19 protein-coding genes are annotated in these 24265 nt (G+C 70.6%); 14 read left to right on the forward strand and 5 right to left on the reverse strand.

Going from position 1 to position 24265, the window contains the following annotated elements; genetic code table 11:
- Window positions 1–72: 72 nt before the first annotated feature.
- Together HL663_RS10745 and HL663_RS10750 are read left to right on the forward strand one after the other, a co-directional pair.
- Window positions 73–1047 carry an NAD-dependent protein deacetylase gene (locus tag HL663_RS10745; RefSeq protein WP_173028372.1) on the forward strand — a complete coding sequence of 325 codons (975 nt, stop codon included), beginning with the start codon at window positions 73–75 and terminating at the stop codon, window positions 1045–1047.
- Window positions 1044–1553 carry a GNAT family N-acetyltransferase gene (locus tag HL663_RS10750; protein ID WP_173028373.1) on the forward strand — a complete coding sequence of 170 codons (510 nt, stop codon included), beginning with the start codon at window positions 1044–1046 and terminating at the stop codon, window positions 1551–1553. The genes HL663_RS10745 and HL663_RS10750 overlap by 4 nt, the downstream gene beginning before the upstream one ends.
- Before the next feature lie 9 nt (window positions 1554–1562).
- Here the strand turns inward: HL663_RS10750 and HL663_RS10755 are convergent, their stop codons facing one another.
- Entirely contained in the window at window positions 1563–2762 is a 1200-nt protein-coding gene (locus tag HL663_RS10755) for a RimK family alpha-L-glutamate ligase (protein ID WP_173028374.1), read from the reverse strand.
- A gap of 23 nt (window positions 2763–2785) precedes the next feature.
- On the opposite strand from HL663_RS10755, the gene HL663_RS10760 reads away from it, so the two are divergent.
- The gene (locus tag HL663_RS10760; protein WP_173028375.1) at window positions 2786–3262 is read left to right on the forward strand and encodes an ATP-dependent zinc protease family protein; all 477 of its coding nucleotides are present in this window, start codon (window positions 2786–2788) and stop codon (window positions 3260–3262) included.
- Entirely contained in the window at window positions 3262–4230 is a 969-nt protein-coding gene (locus HL663_RS10765) for a succinylglutamate desuccinylase/aspartoacylase family protein (protein ID WP_173028376.1), read from the forward strand. Before HL663_RS10760 ends, HL663_RS10765 begins: the two co-directional genes overlap by 1 nt.
- 12 nt (window positions 4231–4242) lie before the next feature.
- Here the strand turns inward: HL663_RS10765 and lexA are convergent, their stop codons facing one another.
- Window positions 4243–4956, reverse strand: a complete 714-nt coding sequence (gene lexA, locus HL663_RS10770; RefSeq protein ID WP_173028377.1) for a transcriptional repressor LexA — start codon at window positions 4954–4956, stop codon at window positions 4243–4245.
- 220 nt (window positions 4957–5176) lie between these two features.
- Here lexA and HL663_RS10775 point away from each other — a divergent pair, with 220 nt between their 5' ends.
- A complete protein-coding gene (locus HL663_RS10775; protein ID WP_173028378.1) occupies window positions 5177–5608 on the forward strand; it encodes a LysM peptidoglycan-binding domain-containing protein in 432 nt (143 codons plus the stop codon).
- Between the two features lie 655 nt (window positions 5609–6263).
- On the opposite strand, the gene HL663_RS10780 is transcribed toward HL663_RS10775, so the two are convergent.
- Window positions 6264–6854 (reverse strand): GNAT family N-acetyltransferase, encoded by a 591-nt coding sequence (locus HL663_RS10780; protein WP_173028379.1) that lies wholly within the window; start codon window positions 6852–6854, stop codon window positions 6264–6266.
- A 56-nt stretch (window positions 6855–6910) separates the two neighbouring features.
- On the opposite strand from HL663_RS10780, the gene HL663_RS10785 reads away from it, so the two are divergent.
- Entirely contained in the window at window positions 6911–7762 is an 852-nt protein-coding gene (locus HL663_RS10785) for a cobalamin-binding protein (protein ID WP_173028380.1), read from the forward strand.
- Between the two features lie 22 nt (window positions 7763–7784).
- Here HL663_RS10785 and HL663_RS10790 read toward each other — a convergent pair whose 3' ends face one another.
- A complete protein-coding gene (locus HL663_RS10790) occupies window positions 7785–7949 on the reverse strand; it encodes a hypothetical protein (RefSeq protein WP_173028381.1) in 165 nt (54 codons plus the stop codon).
- Window positions 7950–8133: 184 nt separating this feature from the next.
- Between HL663_RS10790 and HL663_RS10795 the strand changes: the two genes are divergently transcribed.
- The 4 genes from HL663_RS10795 to HL663_RS10810 all read left to right on the forward strand — a co-directional run bounded on the left by HL663_RS10795 (window position 8134) and on the right by HL663_RS10810 (window position 13880).
- Window positions 8134–8319 (forward strand): hypothetical protein, encoded by a 186-nt coding sequence (locus HL663_RS10795; RefSeq protein WP_173028382.1) that lies wholly within the window; start codon window positions 8134–8136, stop codon window positions 8317–8319.
- Window positions 8320–8613: 294 nt separating this feature from the next.
- Window positions 8614–9111, forward strand: coding sequence for a transcriptional regulator NrdR (gene nrdR, locus HL663_RS10800; RefSeq protein ID WP_173028383.1), 498 nt, complete (start codon window positions 8614–8616; stop codon window positions 9109–9111).
- Window positions 9112–9170: 59 nt separating this feature from the next.
- Window positions 9171–12143 carry a vitamin B12-dependent ribonucleotide reductase gene (locus HL663_RS10805; protein WP_173028384.1) on the forward strand — a complete coding sequence of 991 codons (2973 nt, stop codon included), beginning with the start codon at window positions 9171–9173 and terminating at the stop codon, window positions 12141–12143.
- 945 nt (window positions 12144–13088) lie between these two features.
- Window positions 13089–13880, forward strand: coding sequence for a TY-Chap2 family putative peptide chaperone (locus HL663_RS10810; RefSeq protein WP_173028385.1), 792 nt, complete (start codon window positions 13089–13091; stop codon window positions 13878–13880).
- 155 nt (window positions 13881–14035) lie between these two features.
- Here the strand turns inward: HL663_RS10810 and HL663_RS10815 are convergent, their stop codons facing one another.
- Window positions 14036–14347: a hypothetical protein gene (locus HL663_RS10815; RefSeq protein WP_173028386.1), complete on the reverse strand. Its 312-nt coding sequence runs from the start codon at window positions 14345–14347 to the stop codon at window positions 14036–14038.
- 324 nt (window positions 14348–14671) lie between these two features.
- Between HL663_RS10815 and HL663_RS10820 the strand changes: the two genes are divergently transcribed.
- The 4 genes from HL663_RS10820 (at window position 14672) to HL663_RS10835 (ending at window position 24157) form a co-directional block, all read left to right on the forward strand.
- Window positions 14672–15664 (forward strand): phospholipid scramblase-related protein, encoded by a 993-nt coding sequence (locus HL663_RS10820; protein WP_216842548.1) that lies wholly within the window; start codon window positions 14672–14674, stop codon window positions 15662–15664.
- Window positions 15665–15693: 29 nt separating this feature from the next.
- On the forward strand, window positions 15694–16455 hold the full coding sequence (locus tag HL663_RS10825; RefSeq protein ID WP_286175555.1) for a DUF6994 family protein: 762 nt from the start codon (window positions 15694–15696) through the stop codon (window positions 16453–16455).
- A gap of 128 nt (window positions 16456–16583) precedes the next feature.
- Window positions 16584–22877 (forward strand): anti-phage protein ProA, encoded by a 6294-nt coding sequence (gene proA / locus HL663_RS10830; RefSeq protein ID WP_173028387.1) that lies wholly within the window; start codon window positions 16584–16586, stop codon window positions 22875–22877.
- Window positions 22874–24157, forward strand: a complete 1284-nt coding sequence (locus tag HL663_RS10835; RefSeq protein ID WP_173028388.1) for a hypothetical protein — start codon at window positions 22874–22876, stop codon at window positions 24155–24157. The genes proA and HL663_RS10835 overlap by 4 nt, the downstream gene beginning before the upstream one ends.
- Window positions 24158–24265: the final 108 nt, after the last annotated feature.

A 24265-nucleotide genomic window follows, 5' to 3' on the forward strand; every position in this document is an offset into this window, starting at 1 on the left:
AACTCGCAACACGGCGTCATCGCGCGGGAGCCGGCCCCGGCGGGTGTCGGCGCCGCGGGGGATACTGCCTCCATGCCGGACCGCCCCACCCCGCCGCCCGTCGCGACGCTGCGGCTCGCCGGTCGCGACGAGGTCGGCCGCACCCCCGACTGGGCCACCCGGCCGCTGCCGCCCGAGGCGAGCGACCCCGCCGCGGTCGACCGGCTGGCCGGCCTCCTGCGCGCTCACCCCGGGACCCTCGTGCTGTCCGGGGCCGGGATGTCGACCGACTCCGGCATCCCCGACTACCGCGGGCACGACGGCACCCGCCGGGTCATGCCGATGCAGCACGGCGAGTTCTGCGCCTCGAGCGAGAACCGGCAGCGCTACTGGGCCCGCTCGTACGTCGGCTGGCAGCGCTTCTCGCGGGCCGAGCCCAACCGGGGCCACCACGCCGTCGCCGCGCTCCAGGAGGCCGGGCTGCTCGGGGCGGTCATCACCCAGAACGTCGACGGCCTGCACCAGGCGGCCGGGTCGAGCGACGTCACCGAGCTGCACGGCACCCTCGCCGAGGTCGTGTGCCTCACCTGCGGCGACCGCACCGGCCGCGAGGAGCTCCAGGCCCGGATGTCCGCGGCCAACCCCGGCTTCGAGGAGCGGGTGCGCGGCGAGGCGCCGGACGGCTCGCAGGTGAGCAGCCAGATCCGCCCCGACGGCGACGTCGTGCTGCCCGAGGACGCCGTCGCCGGGTTCCGGCTGCCGCTCTGCCTCGTCTGCGGCGCCGACACCCTCAAGCCCGACGTCGTGTTCTTCGGCGGCTCGGTGCCGCGCGAGCGGGTCGACGCCTGCTTCGCCCTCACCGACGCCGCGCCCGCGCTGCTCGTCCTCGGCTCCTCGCTCGCCGTGATGTCGGGGCTGCGCTTCGTCCGTCACGCCGCGCGCAGGGGCATCCCGGTGGCGGCGGTCACGCGGGGGCCGACCCGCGGCGACGAGCACATGGCCCTGCGGGTCGACGCGCCCCTCGCGCCGACGCTCGAGCAGCTCGTGCGCGGTGGCGCCGCCGCGTGACCGAGCCCGAGATCCGTTCCGCCACAGCCGATGACCTGCGCGGGATGGTCGCCATCTACAACGAGGCCGTCCGGCACACCGTGTCGACCTTCGACCTCGAGACCCGCCCCGACGACCACTACGCCGGCCACGTCGCCTCGACCCGCCCCGGCGACCACGTGCTCGTCGCGGTCGCGCCCGACGGCGGCGTCCTCGGCTACGCCTACTCCGGCACCTACCGCCCCCGCGCCGCCTACGACGGCACCCGCGAGGTGTCGGTCTACCTCGCCGAGGCCGCCCGCGGGAAGGGCCTCGGGAAGCGTCTCTACGACGAGCTGCTGCGCCGGGTCGACGCCGACGGCGTGCACACGTGCGTCGCCGTCATCGCCCAGCCGAACCCCGCGAGCGCGGCGCTGCACCGCGCCCACGGGTTCGAGCACGTCGGCACGCTGCGCGAGGTCGGGTTCAAGCTCGGGCGCCGCGTCGACACCGCGTTCTGGCAGCGCCCGCACCCCGACGGGCGCTGACGCCCGACCTCACTCGGGGCGCGCGTCGTGGATCGGCTCCTTCGGCAGGCGCTTGACCTTGCGCGTGCGGCGGCGACGGCTCGGGATCATCGAGCGCATCTCCTCGAGCTTGCCGAAGCAGAGCATCCGGTCGCCGGACTCCAGCACGTGGTGGGTGTTGGGGTTCGGGATGACCATCGTCCCGCGGTGCAGCGTGAGCGCGGTGATGTCGCGCTCGCGAAGACCGCTGTCGCCCAGCGACTTACCCACGAGGTCGGACGCTTCGTGCACCGCGATCTCGGCGACGCCGTAGCCCGTCGAGACGGTGAGGCGCTGGCGCACGTCGATCTCGGGGAAGGCGACCTGGTTGTCGATGTGGTCGATGATCGCGCCGGCGACGTCGAGCTTGGTCGCCGTCTCGATGCCCTCGAGGCCGGGGGAGGAGTTGACCTCCATGACCTGCGGTCCCTCGTCGCTCTCGAGCATGTCGACACCGGCGACCCGCAGGCCCATGATCTGGGCCGAGCGGACGGCCGCGCGCTCGAACTCGGGGTCGAGCTCGACCGGCTCGACCGACCCGCCGCGGTGCACGTTGGACCGGAACTCGTCGCCCTTGGCGACCCGGCGCATCGCGGCGACGACGCGGTCGCCGACGACGAGCGCGCGGATGTCGCGGCCCTTGCTCTCCTTGACGAAGCGCTGGATGAGCACGTTCTGCTTCGTCGACTGCAGCGTCTCGATGATCGCCTCGGCGGTCTTCATCTCCGGGGCGAGGATGACCCCGATGCCCTGGGTGCCCTCGAGCAGCTTGATGACGACCGGCGCGCCGCCGACCCGCTCGATGGCGGGGATGACGTCGGCCCGGTCGCGGACGAAGGTCGTCGGCGGCATCCCGATGTTGTGCCGCGAGAGGATCTGCGTCGCGCGCAGCTTGTCGCGCGAGTTGGCGATGCCCCACGAGGTGTTCGGCGTGTAGACGTCCATCTGCTCGAACTGCCGCACGACGGCGGTGCCGAAGTAGGTGATGGAGTTGCCGATCCGCGGCAGGATCGCGTCGTAGGTCGACAGCCGCTTGCCCCGGAACTGCAGGTCGGGCTCGTCCCCGGACAGGTCGATGCCGAAGCGGAGGGTGTTGAGGACCTTGACCTGGTGGCCACGGTCCTGGGCGGCGGTGCGCAGGCGCTGCGTACTGTACGAGCGAGGCGCGCGGGAGAGGATCGCGAGCTTCATGGTTTCCCGGCGGGAGAGGACGGATGACGGACAGCCATTCCTACACCCTCGCAGGCTGGCGTGAGTGGGTGAGCCTCCCGACGATCGGCGTGCCGTGGGTCAAGGCCAAGCTCGACACCGGCGCGCGGTCCTCGTCGATCCACGCCTTCGACCTCGAGGACCTCGAGCGCGACGGCGAGCGGTGGGCCCGCTTCCGCCTCCAGCCGTGGCAGCGCTCGGACGCCGACGCGGTGCGGTGCGAGTGCCCGGTGCTCGACGTGCGCGAGGTGCGCTCGTCCTCCGGCCACTCCGAGGAGCGCCTCGTCGTCGCGATGGACCTCGTCCTCATGGGCCGCACGGTCGCGGCCGAGATGACGCTGGCCAACCGCGACGAGATGGGCTTCCGGATGCTCGTCGGCCGCGAGGCGCTGCGCCAGGGCTTCGCCGTCGACCCCGGGCGCTCCTACCTCGGGGGCCGGCCGCCGCTCGCGATGCGCCGGCGCAACCGGGGGAGGGCCTGATGCCCCGGCGCACCCCGCGCCCCTCGTTCGAGATCGGCCACGTCCGCGTGCGGGCCGGCCGGACGCAGTCGGTGTCGCTGCCGATCACGCGGCTCGTCACGGGCGCCGACGTCGAGCTGCCCGTACGCGTCGTCCACGGGCGCGAGGAGGGGCCGACCGTCTGGGTCGACGCCGCCATCCACGGCGACGAGGCCGTCGGGGTCGAGGTCGTGCGGCAGGTCGTCGCCGGGCTCGACCCGAAGACGTTCTGCGGCACCCTGATCGCCGTCCCCATCGTCAACGTCCTCGGCTTCTCGGCCGGCCAGCGCTACCTGCCGGACCGGCGCGACCTCAACCGGTCCTTCCCGGGCTCGCCGCGCGGCTCGCTCGCCGGCCGCATCGCGCACCTGTTCATGACCGAGGTCGTCGACAAGTGCGAGGTCGGCATCGACCTGCACACCGGCTCGGACCGGCGCACGAACCTGCCGCAGGTGCGGGCCGATCTCGAGGACCCGCGCACCCGTGCCCTGGCCGAGGCCTTCGCGGCGCCCGTGATGCTCAACGCGCGGCTGCGCGACGGCTCGCTGCGGTACGCCGCACGCGAGCGGGGCGCGACGGTGCTGCTCTACGAGGCGGGCGAGGCGTGGCGGATGGACCGCTGGGCGGTCGACGCCGGCGTGCTCGGCGTGCGCCGGGTCCTCGCCGCGCTCGGGATGACCGACCCGGTGGCCGAGGACCCGCCGGCGCCGTCGGCGGTGTCGTTCCGCAGCGGGTGGGTCCGCGCCCGCGGCACCGGGATGCTGCACCTCGAGGTCGGGCTGGGGGAGCGGGTCGAGCGCGGCGCGCGCCTGGGCGGCCTCTTCGACTCGCTCGGCAAGCGGGTGCGCCTCGTGCACGCCGACCGCTCCGGGATCGTCGTCGGGCGCACCGAGGCGCCCCTGGTCAACTCCGGCGACGCCGTCGTGCACATCGCCGAGGTCGAGGACTGACGCCGGGCGGGGTCAGACGCGGCGCAGGACCGCGGTGACCTTGCCGAGGATCGTCGCGTGGTCGCCGTCGATCGGCTCGAAGGCCGGGTTGTGCGGCATGAGCCAGACCTTGCCGTCGCGCCGCTTGAAGGTCTTGACGGTCGCCTCGTTGTCGAGCATCGCCGCGACGATGTCGCCGTTCTCGGCGGTCGGCTGCTGGCGCACGACGACCCAGTCGCCGTCGCAGATGGCGGCGTCGACCATCGACTCGCCGACGACCTTGAGGAGGAACAGGCTGCCCTCGCCGACGATCTGCTTGGGCAGCGGGAAGACGTCCTCGACGACCTCCTCGGCGGTGATCGGGACACCGGCGGCGATCTGGCCGAGGACCGGCACGTAGGAGGCCTCGGGGCGGGAGTCGCCGATGCCGGTCACGTCGCCCTCGTCCTGCTCGGGCCGGCGGTAGCCGCTGCCCTGGCGGTCGGGGGAGACGACCTCGATGGCGCGCGGGCGGTTGGGGTCGCGCCGCAGGAAGCCCTTGCGCTCGAGCGCGGAGAGCTGGTGGGCGACCGAGCTGGGGGAGGTGAGGCCGACGGCCTCGCCGATCTCGCGCATGCTCGGCGGGTACCCGTGCCGGTCGACGGCGTTGCGGATGACCTCGAGGATCTTGCGCTGGCGGTGGGTGAGGTCCCCGCCGTCGCCGCGGTCGGGCATCTCGTGGATGTCGGCGTTCCTCGGACGTGCCATCTCGACCCCTTTGCTGAGGCCACCCCGTACGACGGGGTGTCCTGACCGGTGTTTGTGCAGGTCAGACGGCTTGTCGGTGGTGCCGTGCAGTCTGACCTGCATGCGGACATCCTACGAGCGGGCGGCCCCGAACTCAAACAGGTGTTCGACGCGTGTCTTGTCCGCCTCGAACACGCGTGCTATAACTCGTACAGACGTTCTATCGAACACCGGTTCGACGGTGGCCCTGGCCGCCGGGATGGAGGACATGATGAGCGCGATCGCCTGGCACCCCACCGACCTCGGCAGCACCCACCCGGTGGCTCCCCGCCGCCCGCGGCTGGTCGTCATCGACGGCGCCGGCCAGGGCGGCCGCGCCGCCGCGGTCGCCGAGCCCGCGCTGCGCATCACGCGCCGCGGCCGCCTCGTGCTGCTCGTGATGGCGACGCTCGCCCTCGCCACCGTCCTCGGCCTGCGGGGTCTCGGCGGGGCCGGCGCGGCCGAGCCGGCGCACACCGTCTCGGTCACCGGTGGCCAGACCCTCTCCGAGATCGCGGCCACCGAGCTTCCCTCGATGTCGATCAGCGACGGCATCGTCGCCATCCAGCTCGCCAACGACCTGAGCACCGCCCAGGTGCGCGCCGGCCAGCAGCTGGTCATCCCCGCGGGCTGAGCCCCGCGCACGCGCCCCCGGGCGCGTCACGATCCCCGAGTCCCTCGACCCGACTCGGACGCCGGAGGGCGTCGTCTCCCGTGCAGGGAAGGCGACGCCCTCCGTGCTGTCCGCCCCGCTCGTGCGGGTGGGTCCTGCGGGCGGTCGGTGTCAACCGCGCCACACTCGGCCGAACGGGGGAGGGAGCATCCGCCGACCTGTCGGACCTCGCGGGCCCATCGGCCCGCCGGCGCCGTCCTGCCCTGCGCGACAGGGCTGTGCACCAACAGACTTCAGGGCATGCGGACACGTCGGCGCAGCTCCTCCCGCCACTCCCACCACCCGGTCGTCCAGTGCGGCGGCCAGGGCCGGTGGCACTGGTCGTGCGGATGCGGCGCCCGCGGGTCCGACACCTCGGGAGGCTGGCACGGCGCCTACACGGCGGCACTCGTGCACCACAGCCAGAGCCCCGGGGAATGAGACGTGCGGCCCGGGGATACACAGAGGGTCCCCGGGCCGCACCCTCGTCGTCGCTGGCTCTCCACCGAACCGACGACGAGAGCGAAGCGGCCCCGGCCGTCGCCTCCCCGGGAGGCCACGGCCCCGCGCCGCTGGGGTACGCAGGTCCCCTCACCCCTGACCCCCGACCGGGTCAGGGGTGGGGGGACCAGTGCGTTCACCCGCCGCCGGGGAGCGTGCGGCGCAGGACGAGCCGCGGCATCCTGCTGGCCACCGCGTCGGTGACGCCGACCTCCTCGAAGCCGGCCCGCTCGAACATCTTTCGCGTGCCGACGAAGGCCATCGTCAGGTCCATCCGCCCCTCGCCGGGGTCGACCGGGTGGGCCTCGACCGCCGGCGCCCCCTGCGCGGCCGCCCACGCCACGGCCCCCTCGATGAGGTGGGACGTCACGCCCTGGCGCCGGTGGCCGCCGCGCACGACGAGGCAGACGATGCTCCACACCGGCACGTCGTCGACCGGGTGGATCTTCGTCGAGTGCACGAGGCGAGGGATGTCGCTGCGGGCGCCGATGTTGCACCAGCCGACCGGGACGCCGTCGCGGTAGGTGACGACCCCGGGCGGGACCTCGCGCGCGCAGAGGCGACGGGCGGCCTGCTCGCGGCTGCCCTCGCCGAGCTCGTCGATCTCGCGCTGTCGCAGCCGGTGCGAGAGGCACCAGCAGTGCGTGGCGCGCCGGTTCGGGTTGACGACGTCGGCGAAGTCCTCGAACCGGTCCGGCGTGACGGGGTGGGTCTCCCAGGTGGTCATGCCGCAGCCAAGCACCGACGACCGACAGCGCGCCACCGCCTCCGTAGGGTCGGGGCGTGCGCATCGTCAGCCTGATCCCCTCGGCCACCGAGATCCTCTTCGCGCTCGGCGCGGGCGACGAGGTCGTCGGGGTCACCTTCGAGTGCGACTTCCCCGCGCAGGCCCGTGCGCGCCGGGTCGTCTCGACGTCGGCCCTGCCCGAGGGGCTGGAGCCGGGCGAGATCGACGCGGCCGTGTGCGCGGCGGTCGAGCGCGGCGAGGACCTCTACCACCTCGACGCCGGCGCCCTGGCCGACCTCGACGCCGACCTCGTCGTCACGCAGGACCTCTGCGCGGTGTGCGCCCTCGACGTCTCCACCGTCGACGCGGCGCTGCGCCACCTCGGCTGCCGCGCCGAGGTGCTCACCGTCGACCCGCACACCCTCGAGGAGGTGCTGGCCTCCGTCAGCGCCGTGGGGGAGGCGGTCGGACGACCGGCCGAGGCGGCGGCGCTCGTCGCCGACCTGCGGCGGCGCCTCGACGCGGTGCGCGAGCGGGTGGCCGGGCGGGCGCGCCCGCGGGTCGCGGTCCTCGAGTGGACCGACCCGCCGTTCGCGCCGGGGCACTGGATCCCCGAGATGGTCGATCTCGCCGGCGGCGAGAACGTGCTCGGGGCGGCGGGGGAGCGCTCGGTGGCCATCGGCTGGGAGGACCTGGCCGCGTCGTCCCCCGAGGTGGTCGTCGTCGCGCCGTGCGGCTACGACCGCGCCGGGGCGCAGCGCCAGGCCGACGCGCTCCTGGCCGCCGGGGTGCTGCCAGACGGGGTCGCCGTGCACGCGGTCGACGCCGACGGGCTGTGGGCGCGACCGGGGCCGCGGCTCGTCGACGGCGTCGAGGAGCTGGCGGCCTTCCTCCATCCCCTCGGGTGAGCGGGCGGGGGAGCGGCGGGGGTCAGTGCCGGCGCAGGCGGTGGTCCTCGTCGTCGTGCATCGCCTGGGCGCGGCGGCCCAGGGCGGCGAAGCCGACGAGGAGGAGGTCGAGCAGCGGCGAGGCGGGCCCGAGCCCGGGCTCGCGGCGCGAGGCCCCTTCGGTGTAGCGGCCCAGAGGACCTTCCATGGTGTAACCCATCACGTGTCCTCCCAGACGCGTTGCCCCCGACTTTTCCCTGACATTGACCAGAGTCGCATCAGGGTTTGGTCAAGGAATGGCAAAGACGGCCCGTGCCGGGTGTTCGGCGGCGCAGTGCTGGCCGAACGGACGATGCTCGTATCAGCGGCGGCGGCGGGTCCTCCTGAGGTCCATGAGCACCTCGCGCCGGCGGACCGCCCGCCGCACCCACCACCCGGTCGTCGGCTGCGACGCCCTCGGCCGGTGGCACTGGGAGTGCGGCTGCGGGGCCGGGGCGCGGGGCAGCCTCGGGCGCGGGGACTGGCACGGGGCGCTCACCGCGGCCCTGGTCCACCAGAGCACGGCTCCGGGGGAGTAGACCCCCAGATCTGGTGCCTCGGCCGGCGGATGCGTCCACCGGTGGTGGTGCGACACGCCGCCGTCCGGCCCTCCTGAAGGGGTTGCACCCCCGCTGACCTGCGCAGATGGCCGAACGGACGATCTTCGGCCTCCCCCTGTTGCGTCGCGGGTCACACGGGTGGCACGATGGCCACAACATCTAGTGGTTACACCGCTGTAGTTCGTCCACATCTTGTGCACACGAAATGCGGGTTCTCCACAGGTTGTTCACACTCGAGTCCACCGTTTCGTCCACAGGGGGAGGTCCGCCGTCATGCACTGTCCGTTCTGCCGGCACACCGACTCCCGGGTCATGGACTCCCGCACGACCGACGACGGCACGGCCATCCGCCGCCGTCGTCAGTGCCCGGAGTGCGGCCGCCGGTTCACCACCGTCGAGACCGCCAGCCTGAGCGTCGTCAAGCGCTCCGGCACCACCGAGCCGTTCAGCCGGGCGAAGGTCCTCGTCGGTGTCCGCAAGGCCTGCCAGGGCCGCCCGGTCACCGAGGACGACCTCGCCGTCCTCGCCCAGAAGGTGGAGGAGTCGATCCGCAGCGCGGGCTCGGCCGAGATCGACGCGCACGAGGTCGGCCTGGCCGTCCTCGGGCCGCTGCGCGAGCTCGACGAGGTCGCCTACCTGCGCTTCGCCTCCGTCTACCAGGCCTTCGAGTCCCTCGAGGACTTCGAGTCGGCCATCACCCTCCTGCGCGCCGAACGCGAGGCGACCGCCCAGGAACCGCAGGCCACCGCGCCTGTCACACCCCAGCAGTAGAACAGCACCACCAGGTCACCACCGCCCCCGCCAGAGGGGGCAGAACGAAGGGAAGAGGCATGACCGATGTCGCCGGAGCACGTGCAGGTGCCCGCAAGGCCGCCAAGGGCAAGGGGGTGAAGATCGAGCGGATCTACACCACCCCGGGCGTGCACCCCTACGACGAGGTGACCTGGGAGAAGCGCGACGTCGTCCAGCAGAACTGGAAGACCGGCGCGACGATCTTCGAGCAGCGCGGGGTCGAGTACCCCGACTTCTGGAGCGTCAACGCCTCCACCATCGTCACGACGAAGTACTTCCGCGGCGCGGTCGGCACCCCCGAGCGCGAGACCGGGCTCAAGCAGCTCATCGACCGCGTCGTCCTCACCTACGTCAAGGCGGGCAAGGACTTCGACTACTTCTCGAACGCCGAGGACGCCGAGATCTTCGAGCACGAGCTGACCTACGCCCTGCTGCACCAGGTGTTCAGCTTCAACTCGCCGGTCTGGTTCAACGTCGGCACCAAGAGCCCGCAGCAGGTCAGCGCCTGCTTCATCCTCTCGGTCGACGACTCGATGGACTCCATCCTCAACTGGTACAAGGAGGAGGGCTTCATCTTCAAGGGCGGCTCGGGCGCGGGCCTGAACCTCTCGCGCATCCGCTCGTCCAAGGAGCTCCTCTCCTCCGGCGGCACCGCCTCCGGCCCGGTCTCCTTCATGCGCGGCGCCGACGCGTCCGCGGGCACCATCAAGTCCGGTGGCGCCACCCGCCGCGCGGCCAAGATGGTCGTCCTCGACGTCGACCACCCGGACATCGTCGAGTTCGTCGAGACCAAGGCGCGCGAGGAGGACAAGATCCGCGCGCTGCGCGACGCCGGCTTCGACATGGACCTCGGCGGCAAGGACATCACCTCCGTCCAGTACCAGAACGCGAACAACTCGGTCCGCGTCAACGACGCCTTCATGCGCGCCGTCCAGGACGGCACCGAGTTCGGCCTCACCTCCCGGATGGACGGCTCGGTCATCGAGACCGTCGACGCCCGCGAGCTGATGGGCAAGATCGCCACGGCCGCGTGGGAGTGCGCCGACCCGGGCATCCAGTACGACGACACGATCAACGACTGGCACACCAACCCCGAGACCGGCCGCATCACCGCGTCCAACCCGTGCTCGGAGTACATGTCGCTCGACAACTCCTCGTGCAACCTCGCCTCGCTCAACCTCCTGAAGTTCCTCAAGGACGACGACACCTTCGACGCCGTCACCTTCCAGAAGGTCGTCGAGCTCGTCATCACGGCGATGGACATCTCGATCTGCTTCGCGGACTTCCCGACCGAGCCGATCGGCAAGACCACGCGCGACTACCGTCAGCTGGGCATCGGCTACGCCAACCTCGGCGCGCTGCTCATGGCCACCGGCCACGGGTACGACTCCGACGGTGGCCGGGCGATCGCCGCGACCATCACCTCGCTGCTCACCGGCGCCGCCTACAAGCGCTCCGCCGAGATGGCCGCGGTCGTCGGCCCGTACGCCGGCTACGCCCGCAACGCCGACGCGCACAACCGCGTCATGCGCAAGCACGCCGCCGCCAACGACGCGGTCCGCACCCTCTCGACGATGGACAAGGACATCCACCGGGTCGCCACCAAGGCCTGGGACGACGTCGTCAAGCTCGGCGAGAAGAACGGCTACCGCAACGCGCAGGCCTCCGTGCTCGCGCCGACCGGGACCATCGGCTTCATGATGGACTGCGACACGACCGGCATCGAGCCGGACTTCTCGCTCGTCAAGTTCAAGAAGCTCGTCGGCGGTGGCTCGATGCAGATCGTCAACCTGACGATCCCGCGCGCGCTGCGCAAGCTCGGCTACACCGAGGAGACCGTCGAGGCGATCGTCGAGTACATCGCCGACAAGGGTCACGTCATCGACGCCCCCGGCCTGAAGACCGAGCACTACGAGGTCTTCGACACCGCGATGGGTGCGCGCGCCATCTCCCCGATGGGCCACGTCCGGATGATGGCCGCCACGCAGCCGTTCCTCTCCGGCGCGATCTCGAAGACGGTGAACCTGCCGGAGACGGCGACCGTCGAGGAGATCGAGGAGGTCTACGTCCAGGGCTGGAAGATGGGCCTCAAGGCGCTGGCCGTCTACCGCGACAACTGCAAGGTCGGTCAGCCGCTGTCCGACGGTGGCTCGACCGCCAAGGACGCTGCCGCTGACAAGGCCTCTGCTGCCGTCGCCGCCGCCACGACCGAGATCGTCGAGAAGGTCGTCTACCGGCCGACGCGTGAGCGCCTGCCGAAGCGCCGCAGCTCGCAGACGACGTCGTTCGCCGTGGGCGGGGCCGAGGGCTACCTCACCGCCGGCACGTACGAGGACGGGCGCCTCGGTGAGGTGTTCCTCAAGTTCGGCAAGCAGGGCTCCACGCTCGCCGGAGTCATGGACGCCTTCTCGATCGTCACCTCGGTCGCGCTGCAGTACGGCGTGCCGCTGGAGACGTTCGTCGAGAAGTTCACGAACATGCGCTTCGAGCCGGCCGGCATGACGGACGACCCGGACGTGCGGATGGCGCAGTCGCTCATGGACTACGTGTTCCGCCGGCTGGCCCTGGACCACCTGGACTTCGACACCCGCTCGTACATGGGCATCCACACCGCGGAGGAGCGCGCTCGCCAGCTCGAGACCGGTTCGTACGCACCGGAGTCCGGCGAGTCCGACGAGGAGCTCGTCGAGGAGATCGAGTCCCTCTCGGTCGGCATCGGCGCCTCGTCGAAGAAGCACGAGGAGCCCGCGGCCGCCACCACGTCCGCTCCGGCCCCGGCCACCGAGCACTCGGCCGACGCGACCTCCGCGGCGACCGTCGCCTCGGGCTCGGGTGCGGCCTCGGCGCGTGAGGTCTCCTCGGAGATCCACTCCTCGGCCGACCTCCTCGCGGCGTTCGGCAACTCCAAGGCCGCCGACGCCCCGATGTGCATGACCTGCGGCACGAAGATGCGCCCCGCCGGCTCCTGCTACGTCTGCGAGGGCTGCGGCTCCACCAGCGGCTGCAGCTGACGCACCAGCCACACGACGAGGGCCCGGGCGGAGACCACTCCGCCCGGGCCTTCGTTGGTCCCAAGGCTCAACGCGCGAACCTCGAAAACACGGCACCCGCGTGATCGCAATGGCTTCAATTTCGGCGCACTGCGTCGGGAGGCTGTCAGGAAAGAACTTGTGCTGATTGAGTTCCCGATCGCATTGAGTCACAAGCGGAACGGCGGCCCTCGGCGCGAACGACGCCCGGTGCACAGTGAATGGCAGTTCACGCCCAAGGGATAGATGAGCGTTTCGTTTCCGCAAACCGGATCGCGTGGTACAACGTTCGCTGACGACTTGAAACGCCGGGAGCGGGGATAGCCATGGGAATCATTGCGAATGCGCGCAATGCGTGGAAGATGCTTGAAGTGCTGGAGCCCATGGCACAGGCACCCACTGAGGCTGAGTTCCGTGCTCTCCTTCCCCAAGCGCGTACTGTGGGGAAGGCGATCTGGGGGGACGGTCGAAAACTTGTCCGGCAGGGCTCGGCGAAGGACTCGGTCCTCAGTGCTGCAGCCATACATCTGGCTGTGACGCAGCTCTTGGATCGGGGCATGTTCTACGAGGCTCAAGCGCTCGTCAGAGAGTCCGTGGTGGAGTTGCGAACTCTTTATCAACGCTGAGTCGAGCACCCTGAGGGCGGATTCGCGTCAGGTTGTGCTTATAGGTGCGGGTGGACGGCTCGTTCAGAAGTTCCGAGAGCCTGGCTCCTCCCGGAATCACATGGCTCGGCCCGACGATCGCTCGTGGCGATCCGGACCCGGCTGACTCACCCGATATGTCGCGAGATGCCGAAGGCGGGACGCGAGGGACATGAAGCCGTCGTCGATGCTTGCCACATCAACTTGAAGCATCAGGGCGACGGGGCCTTCTGGGGGGCCACGTCGGCGCCCTGGCGTTCGGCGGTTCTGCTTTACTCCCGAGGTGAACGACCTCAACACGGGACATGCCGGGGAGCTGCACGGCGCCGACAACCCAATCGGTTGCCGCTTGCTCGACGCCGCATCGTGGGCACTCGCCGCTCGACTGGCCCGCCGTCATCCTCATCGCCTTCGGATCTTCCACGGCCGACCCGGTGGGGGCCAGAGCGATGTCCTTTGGCTCCGCGATCCCGCCCTGCGCAGTGACGGCGGAGATGTTCGCCTGAACCGGGTCGGACGCATCAACGTGATGCGGCGCTTCGACGCCCTCGGCGACGCCCGTGAGCCTCGTTCCATCCACTACACGTGGCAGCAGGCGCTCGCCCCTCGTTGCCAAGAAGCGTCGTTCGCCCTCGAGCTGGAACGAGCCGCCGGCTTGCCCGCTCTGCCGCGCACGCCGGCGGCCACGGGGCCGACGCTGACTTGGCGCGTCATCGCCTGTCTCCTCTCGGCGGCGGCCACCACCGATGTTGGGGTCACGGTTGAACCGGGCTTCTACGACGACGACTGGAGTGGTCCATCGCCGCACTTCGCGCGTTTCCCTGCTGTGGACAGCAGTGCAACGGACGTGCGTGCAGAGGACCCCTTGGGTCAGAGCGGCTACCGCTTCTGGTTCGTCCTACACCAGCAACGTCCGGTCATCGCCTTCGAGCAGACAGCCGCCGTGGCTTGGATTGCGGGTGGTCGGGCTGAGGTCATCGACATGATGAAGGCTTACAGACAGCAGGGTGGTGCCGCGGGGGTGTTGGCAGTCACCGGCGCTGTCGCGCAGCGCGCCGGCCTCCGCCTCCACTGACGTATCAGTGCGCCGACCGTTGGAAGGCAGGCGCTATTCCTGACGCCCCTTTTCGCCTCGACATCGTGCAAACGACAGTGGTCAAAGGGCGATCGACACGTGGGCTCCGCGCCGAGGGTCGAGAGGTCGTCCGATCTGCTCTCGGTCTGTGCGTGTCAGCGGTTCAGCGCTGCTGCGTACTTCTCGGCCACGGACGGCTTGAGCTGCTTGCCATCGACGCGGAGGAGGACCGGGCCGTCGAGGGTGTGGAACTCGCTGCCCAGCATCGGCGACGCCTTCAGGATGCCTTGGATGTAGTCGGAGCGGGTCTTGGCGGCAGCCTCGTCCGGCCAGACCTCGACGGTGGCTCCGCACTCGACACCGAGGTCGCCACAGGTGGCGTTGGAGTCGTAGATCACCGCCGCGCTGACGTAGCCGTTGGGCCGGCCGATCAGGTCGTTCGGGTCGTTGTCCTCGGTCAGGACCACGACCTCCGTCGTGGAGGGCTGCTCGAGACCGCGGGCGACGTCGGCCGCCTCCGGAGGAGACGAAGGGCCGGTCGGGCCGGATGCGGTGTCTGCGGGGGCCGGCGCCGCGCTGGAGGTGGCCGCACTGATCGCGGGTACGGGCTCTGGGCTCGGGGCGCTGCTGCAGGCGGACAGCAGGAGACTGACGGCGAGTGCGCTGACGACGGTCGGCTTGTGAAGACGCATGAGAGCAGCAGAGCATCGGGGTCCAACACGCGCCCGGCGTCTCGTCGCACCCGCAGACGGCGGCGCCCCGGCACAGGCGCGGCGAGGTAACCTCGCGCGGTGTCCACGCAGACGTCGCCGGGTTGGTTCCCGGACCCGTTCCGCCGCTTCGAGATGCGGTACTGGGACGGGGCCTGGACCGAGCACGTGTCGACGCGCGGCGCCCGGGCGGTCGACTCCGCGGCCCTGACTCCGCCGGTGCGCACCCCGACTGCGCCGACGTTTCCCCAGGGATGGCACCCGGACCCTTTCGGGCGGTTCGACCACCGTCTCTGGGACGGCCAGAGGTGGACAGAGCGCGTGTCCTTCCGCGGCCGTGAGATGGAGGACCCTCCGGTACCTCATCGCCCCCAGGCGGCTCTCGCCCCTGTCGCCGACCACCGTGTCCAGCAGCAGCTCCACACCGCAGGTGTACCTCAGGCCATCCCGGGTCCGGAGTCACCCATGCTGACCACGTCGGTGCTCGTCGTCAACCAGAAAGCGAAGCTCTTCGAGCGGCGTGCCGAGTACGCCGTGTTCGACGAGTATGGCCGGCGCATCGGTGCCGTCCACGAGGTGGACCGGAACCTGCGGCGAAGGGCTACCGGTGGGTCGAGCAACGGCACGTACCGCTTCAACGTCGTCGATGCCGAGGGTCGGGTGGTGTTGGCCCTGCGGCGGCCCAGCAAGGTCTTCAAGTCGACGATGACCGTGCTCGGGGCCAACGGCGTCACGGGCGAGATCGTCCAGAGGAACGTCGGCGTCTTCAAGGGAGTCCGCTTCGCACTGGTGTCCGCCGGTCATGACCTCGGCATGATCGTCCCCGACAACCGTCGGGAGTGGGACTTCGCCATCAACGACAGTGCGGGCCACGAGATCGCCCGCATCACCAAGACGTGGGCGGGCTGGGCGAAGGAGCGGTTCACGAAGGCCGACAACTACGTCGTGCAGATGCATCGCCCTCTCGAGGACCCTCTGCGCAGCCTCGTCGTCGCTGCGGCCCTTGCCATCGACACCGCCTTGAAGCAGGATGCGCCCACGACCGGCAAGGGACGAACGCGGCGCTACAAGTGAGTCGGCCGTCCACGACTGGAGGACTTCAAATGAGGGAGTCGGACGACGAGATGATCGACACGTCGTTCGACGTGCGCTCGGACACCCCTGCGCGCAAGGACCCCGACTCCCACAGCGCGACGTTGCGGCGCTACCACCGCATGCTGTGGAGCAAGCCGCTGCCGGACGGCCGGCCGTTCGAGCTCGCCACCACCAGGTCCCGCGCCTACCTCCATCACGACTCGGAGCTCGGCGAGTTCTTCCTGGGGAGCGACTCGGTCGTCCCCAGCTTCAAGAGCTGGCTGGTGGCCGCGCCGGTGCTCGATCAACTGGATGACGGGGAGCTCGAGGCCTTCCGGGACGTCGCGTACACGATCGGCGCGTTCATGGTCTTCCCGGGCAACCAGATCGAGCGCAAGTGGACGATCAACACCGCCCGCGGGCTGAACCGACGGATCGCCGACCGCATGGACCTCACGCTCGAGTGCATCCGTCGCTTCTACGACGGTGACATCGACACCCCGCTCGGCCCGGCGCTGCAGCGCTACGCCGACTTCTTCGCACTGTTCGGGTCCTTCGACGGCTACGTCGAGTTCTTCCTCCTGCAGGACCTGCTGGAGGAGCGGACCGGCGTCGTGAAGTTCTTCACGCCTTTCCACGAGTTCGCCTCGCCGGCCATCCCGCAGGACGTGGACGCCTATCGCAGCTACCGCGACCACAGTGTCGCGTTCGTCGAGGCACGCAACGCGCGCATCGACGCCTGGGCGCGACAGGCCTTCGACCAGGACGGGTCGGGCGTTCTTCCCTCCTGACCTGCGCCGACGCGCGGGGATGCGCAGACGCGTGTCGGGGGTGTCGGCTAGGTTGTGGCCAGCACGGGGGACGCACGTAGGGCGCTTCTCGCTGCCCGACATCTCCGCTCCACCTCCGAGGACCGCCCGTGCCCGACGTCGACCTCCGCATCGACTGCCTCCCGATCATCAGCTACGCCCTGGCGCACAACCGGATGTCTGTGGTCAGGCGCTCCGGGATCGTCAACCGTGGGCCGGAGCTGCGTGGTGCCACTGTCGCCGTCACCATCAGTGACGACACGGGAGCTCTCAGCCAGGACTTCGAGGTCCTCATCGACGTCCCCACCGATGGTGAGGTCGTGCTCGACGACCTCGGGGTCCGGCTGGACGGCCCGGCGATGTACCGGGTCACCGACCTGCGCCGGGGCCGGGTCGAGGCCGTCGTCCGGGTCGATGGGGAGGTCCTCGCCGAGACGTCGGCACCGGTCGACGTCCTGCCCGCCACGCACTGGATGAAGGCTGAGCCCGAGCGTCTCTTCCTCGAGCTCCTGGCAGCCCACGTCATGCCCAACAGCCCGGAGGTCACCGAGCTGCTCAAGGACACCAGCGAGCGGCTGCGGGTCGCCACGGGAAGCCCCTCGCTGGAGGGCTACCAGTCCGGCCCGGACCGCGTGGTCGAGATCGCGAAGGCCCTCTACGAGTCCCTGCAGGCACGCCGGGTCCGGTACGCGGAGCCCGCCGCCGGGTGGGGCGTGCGGGGGCAGAAGGTGCGCACGCCCGCCGAGGTCCTCGGCGACTCCGTCGGGACCTGCCTGGACACCACGGTCCTGTACGCCGCCTGCCTGGAGCAGTGCGGCATCCGCCCGCTGCTGTGGGTCGTGCCCGGCCACGCGTTCTGCGGCTACTGGCTCGAGGAGGTCGACGGAGGCGGCATCGTCACGTCCGACCCCAGGGAGCTGGTGAACTTCGTCGACCTGGGAGTCATGAAGCTGGTCGAGACCACCGCCTTCACCGACCGGCAGCACGACGTCGGCTTCGAGGCGGCCTCGGCATCGCCGTACCGCTCGCACCTCCGTGGAGACCTAGACGACGTTCACGCCGTCGACGTGTACCTGGCGAGGCACAACGACGTCTTCCCCATCCCCGCGCGCGCCACCGACGAGCAGGGGCGGTCGGTGGTCGTCGAATACAGGCCGACCGAGCACAGCCGGCCACCCCTCGTGATCCAGGGGGGGCGTCAGGCCCAGACCACGGCGAGCGCCTCGAACCTTCCTCCGCGAGTTGTCCAGTGGAAGAACGCCCTTCTCGACCTCTCGCTGCGCAACAAGCTGATCAACTTCACACCGCGGCACACCGTCAACCTGTCCGTCCCTTCCGCATCGCTGGGGACGATGGAGGACCTGCTGAGCGCCCAGCGACCCGTCTCGCTGCTGCCGGCGGACCGGATGGACGACATCGTGAAGGCTCGTGGCGTCCGGTACGGCCGGGATCTGCCCGAGGACGCGCGGGCGGCTCTCATCGAGGGGCGGAACGCGGCCGTGTACTGCGACGTCTCCGAGCAGGCCTACCAGTCCCGGCTGCGCAGCCTCGCGTACCGGGCCCGGACGATCGTCGAGGAGTCCGGGGCGAACAACCTCTACCTCGCCCTCGGCACCCTGTCCTGGACGCTCGACGGGAAGGCACTCCGATCGCCGCTGGTCCTCGTCCCGGTCACGCTCGTGACCCGCGGGCGCCAGTCCCTGTACCGCGTCGAGATCGACGAGGCCGGCCAGAGCACGCCCAACTTCTGCCTCCTCGAGAAGCTCAAGCAGTCGGTCGGGCTCAGCCTGCCCGGACTCACCGAACCGGCCACCGACAGCTCGGGCATCGACCTGGACGCCGTGTTCATGTCCGTGCGGAGGTCCATCGCGGAGAAGGGTCTGGACTTCCGCGTCGAGGCCAGCGCCGATCTGGCGATCCTGCAGTTCGCGAAGTTCCGGCTGTGGAAGGACCTGGACGAGAACTGGGAGGAGTTCGGCAAGAACGGACTTGTCGAGCACCTCACCCACCGGCCGGCCGAGCCGTTCCCCGACTCGCGTGACGTGCAGGCCGGCAGCGCCGACCTCGATGCCCTGGCCGCCCAGTGCCCGATCCCGGCGGACGCGTCCCAGCTCACCGCCGTGGCGGACGCGCTCTCCGGTCGCACGTTCGTGCTCGAGGGCCCGCCCGGTACCGGCAAGTCGCAGACGATCACGAACATGCTGGCGCGAGCGATGGCCGACGGCCGGCGCGTCCTCTTCGTCGCCGAGAAGCGTGCCGCTCTGGATGTGGTCAAGGACCGGCTCGACCGGGTGGGCATGGGTCCGTTCGCGCTGGACCTCCACGACAAGGGCAGCAAGCCCGTGGCCGTGCGTGAACAGCTGCTCTCGGCCATCGAGCACTCGGTCGGCGTCGACGAGCAGGGCCTGAAGGCGCGCACCGACGAGACGACGAGCGCGGCGCGGCAGCTCTCGAGGTACGCGACCAGGCTGCACGAGGTCAACGGCGCCGGCCTGTCGTTGTACTCGGCCACGACCCAGCTCCTCACCCTTCGCTCCGACGTCCCGTCGATGGTCGTCCCTCCCCGCCTGTTGGGCGACGACGCGACCACTCGGGTGGACGCCGTTCGCTCCTTGCTGCGCACCCTGCCCGAGATCGCCGACCCGGCGAGACCGAGCGAGCGCCACCCGTGGGCGTTCGTGACGATCGACCAGCTCGACGCGGCAGGTGTGGAGAGCGTCGCCCGTCCTGCGCAACGCGCCGATGCCCACCTCGAGCGGCTGAGGCAGGTGGCGGCACTCCGCGAGGTGCTCGACTCCGTCGCCAACCTCGAGCAGCTCGACGCGACGGTCGGCCTCCTGAGGTCGCCCGGTGTCACGCTGCAGACCCTCGACCGAACGCGGTCCTCCGACTGGCGCGCCCGCAGCACCTCGATGCGCCAGGAGATCCACGCGTTCGTCGCCGCCGCGCACCCGGGGCTCGACCAGGCCACCCCGGCTGCGCTGGACCTGCCGCTGGCCGACATTCACGCGATGGCCCAGCAGGCTGCCTCGTCGGGCTGGTGGGGCCGCAAGAAGCGACTGCGCGCGGTGCTCGCGCAGCTCGAGCCCGGTCTCCGCCCGGGGCACTCGGTCGAGCTCAAGGAGCTGCCGACCCTCACGGGGGCGCTGGTCCAGCTGCACGGGGCGGTCAACCACCTGGGCTCGCGGTCGCGCGACCTCGACGGCGTGTCCGTCCCGGAGCGGTGGAACCCGCTGACGCCCGAGGGGGAGCGCGTCGTAGCCGCGCAGCTCGACTGGCTCGAGTGGGCCGGCTCGGTCGTCGAAGAGCGGGCTGACCCCACGGGCTTCACCGCCGCCCTGCGAACGATGATGGCCTCTACGTCGAGCATCCCCGTCGAGGCGGCCGACGACCTCGAAGGGCTGTCCGTCGCCCTGCGCGAGCTGTTCGCCGCGACCGGTGCCGGTGCGGCGTCGGTTGAACGTTGGCGGGGCGACGTCGGAGCGCTGGTTCGGTGGGAGCAGACAGCGTCGATGCGCGCCTCGGGCGACCCGCGACTCGGGTCCCTCGTGAGGTGGCTCGAGCTCCGCCGCGCGCTCGCCCTGCTGGACGAGCAGGGGATGGGGGAGGCGAAGACGGCGATCCTCGCGGGCCACCTGAACGCCGACGACGCCGCGGACGCGTTCGAGCGCGGCGTGGCCGAGGCCTCCGTCCTCGAGCGTCGTCTGGCGTCGGGGCTGGACGCCTTCGACGGCGCGAGCCACGAGAAGAGCATCCAGCGCTTCCGGCACGGTCTGCACGGGGTCCAGGAGATCCTCCGCGACGCGCTGCCTACTCAGGTGGCGTCGAACCGCGGGTTCGACGCGGAGGGGCAACTCGGCCGTATCGGCCTGCTGCGCCGAGAGCTGACGAAGACCCGTCGCGGCCTCGGGGTCCGCGCACTCATGGAGCAGTACGGCGACCTGGTCACCCAGCTGACGCCGTGCGTCCTCGTCAGCCCCGACTCGCTCGCGAGGTTCTTCCCGCCGAAGGCCGGGATCTTCGACCTGGTGGTGTTCGACGAGGCCTCACAGATCCGCGTCGCGGACGCGATCGGGGCGATGGGGCGAGCCACGTCCGTCGTGGTCGTCGGGGACTCGAAGCAGATGCCGCCCACCTCGTTCGCGGAGGCGAGCCTGGACGTCGACTCCGAGGAGGCGGAGGTCGACCTCGTCGTCGAGGACCAGGAGAGCATCCTCACCGAGGCGGTCCAGGCCGGGGTTCCGCAGCACTGGCTCTCGTGGCACTACCGGAGCCAGGACGAGTCGCTGATCTCGTTCAGCAACACGCACTACTACGAAGGGCGGCTCTCGTCGTTCCCCGCCCCACGGCACGGGGCCGCCGACGCGGGGGTGGGTGGCTACGGCGTGGCACTCGTCCGCGTCCTGGGCGAGTTCCACCGGTCCGCACGCGGGAAGCTGATGCGCACCAACCCGGTCGAGGCCGAGGCGATCGTCGCCGACCTTCGTCGTCGTTTCGACGCGGCGACCGGGGGAGACACGCCGTCGGTCGGGGTGGTGACCTTCAACCAGCAGCAGCGGGCCTACATCGAGGCGTTGATCCGCGACGACGTGGACCAGCGGATGGCGGAGGCGCTCGACGACCGCGAGTCGGAAGGGCTGTTCGTCAAGAACCTCGAGAACGTCCAGGGCGACGAGCGTGACGTCATCCTCTTCTCGACGGCCTTCGGGGTCAACGACAAGGGCGTGCTCCCGCTCAACTTCGGGCCGCTCAACCGGGGTGGCGGGGAACGCCGGCTCAACGTGGCCGTCACGCGCGCGCGCCGTCAGGTGGTGGTCTACAGCTCCTTCGAGCCGAGCCAGCTGCGAGCCGAGGAGACGAGCTCCGTCGGGATCAAGCACCTGCGGGCCTACCTCGACCTCGCCGCGCTCGGTGCCGAGACGCTGGCGAGGCGTGTGTCCCGCACGCGTGCCCCGGACCGCCACCGGGAACAGGTGGCCGATGCCCTCCGTGACCGCGGATGGGTCGTGCGCACCGACGTCGGTCTGTCGGACTTCCGCGTCGACCTCGTCGTGGCTCCTCCGGAGTCGCCCGAGCAGCCGGTGGCCGCGGTCCTGCTCGACGGCCCCGAGTGGGCCACCCGACGCACGGTGGGGGATCGTGACGGGCTGCCCTCGGACGTCCTGGGCGGGATGATGCGGTGGCCGGTCGTCGCTCGTCTGTGGTTGCCGGCATGGCTGGACGACCCGCAAGGTGCCCTCGACCGGCTCGAGGAGCAGCTACAGGCACCGGTCGCGAACAGTGGCTCGACCGTGCACGCGGCCGATGACGCGCCACACCTCGCTGACACCGCCCCGGTGGTGGAGGGCCGGTCGACCGCCCCCGCGCCTTTCGACGTCCGACCGACGGAGACGATGGACGCTGCGCTCAGGTCCATCGGGGCCGCGCCAGCCCTTGCCGCCCCGTCGTCGCAGCGTTCGGGCGTGGTCGGCGGCACGCTGTTCCGGCCCTTCGAGGCCGGGTGGCGTGGGTCCAGGGACCAGCTGAACGCTCTCGAGTGGTCGCGGTCCGCGCGGACGCAGGTCCGTGACGCCATCCTCGACGTCGTGGAGGCGGAGGGGCCGGTCCACGAGGAGCGCGCAGCGCGCCTGGCCGCAACCTGTTTCGAGCTCACACGGCTCAACGCCAAACGCATCGCCTCACTGCTCGCGCAGGTGCCGAGCGACCTGCGGCGCGGACCGGAGGGAGACGTCCTGTGGCCGGGTGGTCTGGACCCACACACGTGGGATGACCACCGCCGGGACCCGGACGCCCAGCGCCCCATCGAGCACATCAGCCTGCTCGAGATCGCCAACGCCATGTCGACCCTGGCGAGGGGGAGCGGTGGTATGTCCGAGCAGGACGTGATGCGGACGGGGCTGGCGGAGTTCGGGCTGGTGCGCATGACGCCCGGGGTCACGGCGCGCGCCTCAGCGCTGCCCTGGAGCTTGCGCTCACGGCCGGACGGCTGCGTCGGGAGGGCGACTACGTCGTCGCGGCGACGCCGGGCGCACAGTGAATGCACCCCGAGGCTTCGATCAGGCGAGGAGCGAGGAATGAGCGAGAGCACCCCGGACTATACGAACGTCGTGACCGCAGAATGGCGTGCGCGCATGGACTGGGATCGTCTCTCCGACAGCCAGCGATTGGCCATCGCCGAGTGGGGGCTTGACATGTTCAACTTGGCCGCCCCGGTCGTCGAAGGCATCGACCGAGTGAAGGGTGAGGGACGCGTGGTGGTGCTGGACGATGGTTCGCGGTGGAAGGTCGCGGCGCACGACCGTGACATCAGCGACATGTGGTCGTACCTGACGAAGGTCGCTGTGATCGGTGACGTCATGTACAGCATCTCGGATGCCGAGCAGGTCGAGGTGACCGAGAAGTGACTGACGAGATCGAAGTGATCGAGGACGGTGACGGCGTTGCTCTCATCGGGGACGCGCAGGCCATCGACCGGTTCCTCGAGGAGCGGCAGCTCGCGTCACGCGATCTGGACCTCCCACGGCTGAGCGGGGTGTTGCGGTTGGGCTCGGTGTCGGCGCAGGTCGGGTCAGAGCTGGCGGCGCAGTCCGGGCGTTGGATCAAGCTGTCGAAGGAGTCGGCCGATCAGCTCAAGACGCTGGACGCCATGAAAGGGTCCAGCGACGGTGTCGCGCGCGCGATCCTGAATCAGAATGGCAAGAACAAGCACATCCTCGAGTTCGTCAAGAGCCCCGGCGCGCGGTCGATGCTGAGCAACCCGGCGGTGCTGGCCGGCGCGGCGGGGATCATGGCCCAGCTCGCCATGCAGCAGACGATGGACGAGATCACCGACTACCTCGCGGCGATCGACGCCAAGGTCGACGACATACTGCGGGCGCAGAAGGACACCGTGGTCGCCGGGATGATCGGTGTCGACTTCGTTCTGCGCGAGGCGATGACCATCCGGGAGCAGGTGGGAAGGGTGAGCGACGTGACCTGGTCGAAGGTACAGGCGACAGGCCAAACCATCGCTCAGACCCAGGCCTACGCTCTCCGACAGCTGGACGCTATGGCAGAGAAGCTGGAAAGGACGCGAAAGGTCGACGACCTGGCCGACGTGGCACGGAGCGCGGAGGTCCAAGCGGCCGAATGGCTCGTTGTCCTGGCCAAGTGCTTCCAGCTGCAGGACGCCGTTGCGATCCTCGAGCTCGACCGCGTCCTCGACGACGAGCCGGAGACGCTCCAGCAGCACCGCATCGGGGTGCACGTCGCGCGGGACCACCGACGCGACGCCATCGCGGAGACCACTGTCCGGCTACTGGCCCGGATCGACGCCGCCGCAACTGTGGCCAACGCGAAGGTGTTGACCAACCCTCGCTCGTCCAGGTCTGTCGTGCGATCGAGCAACATCGTGATCGGCTCACTTCGCGAGGCTCATCGGGTGCTTGGGATCGAGGGAGGAGCTGGGCCCGTCAACGAACGACGATGGATCGAAGCCGCGGGCGATCTCCGCGATCGCGCGGTGAGCACCGGGGCATTGCGCGTGGGTGACGCACGAGCCCTCGGTGAACTGGCCGGCGGACGGCTCCGTTCGGCGTCGGGTCGAGTGGGCGGCGACATGGTGCGGAGCATTCGTCGTCGACGAGACGACCCATCGGAGACGTCAACTGCTGCCGAACTGCCCGTGACGCCCTCCGACAACTGACGGGTCGTCAGCGCCGAGGTTTCGTGGCCCAGGTCTGAAGCACGGCGAGTCGCGCGGTCAGTGGCCGCGCTGACACTTCGACGTCGGATGTGATCATCGGTTGCTCCC

The organism is Arthrobacter sp. NEB 688 (assembly GCF_013201035.1).
Classification (GTDB): domain Bacteria; phylum Actinomycetota; class Actinomycetes; order Actinomycetales; family Dermatophilaceae; genus Phycicoccus.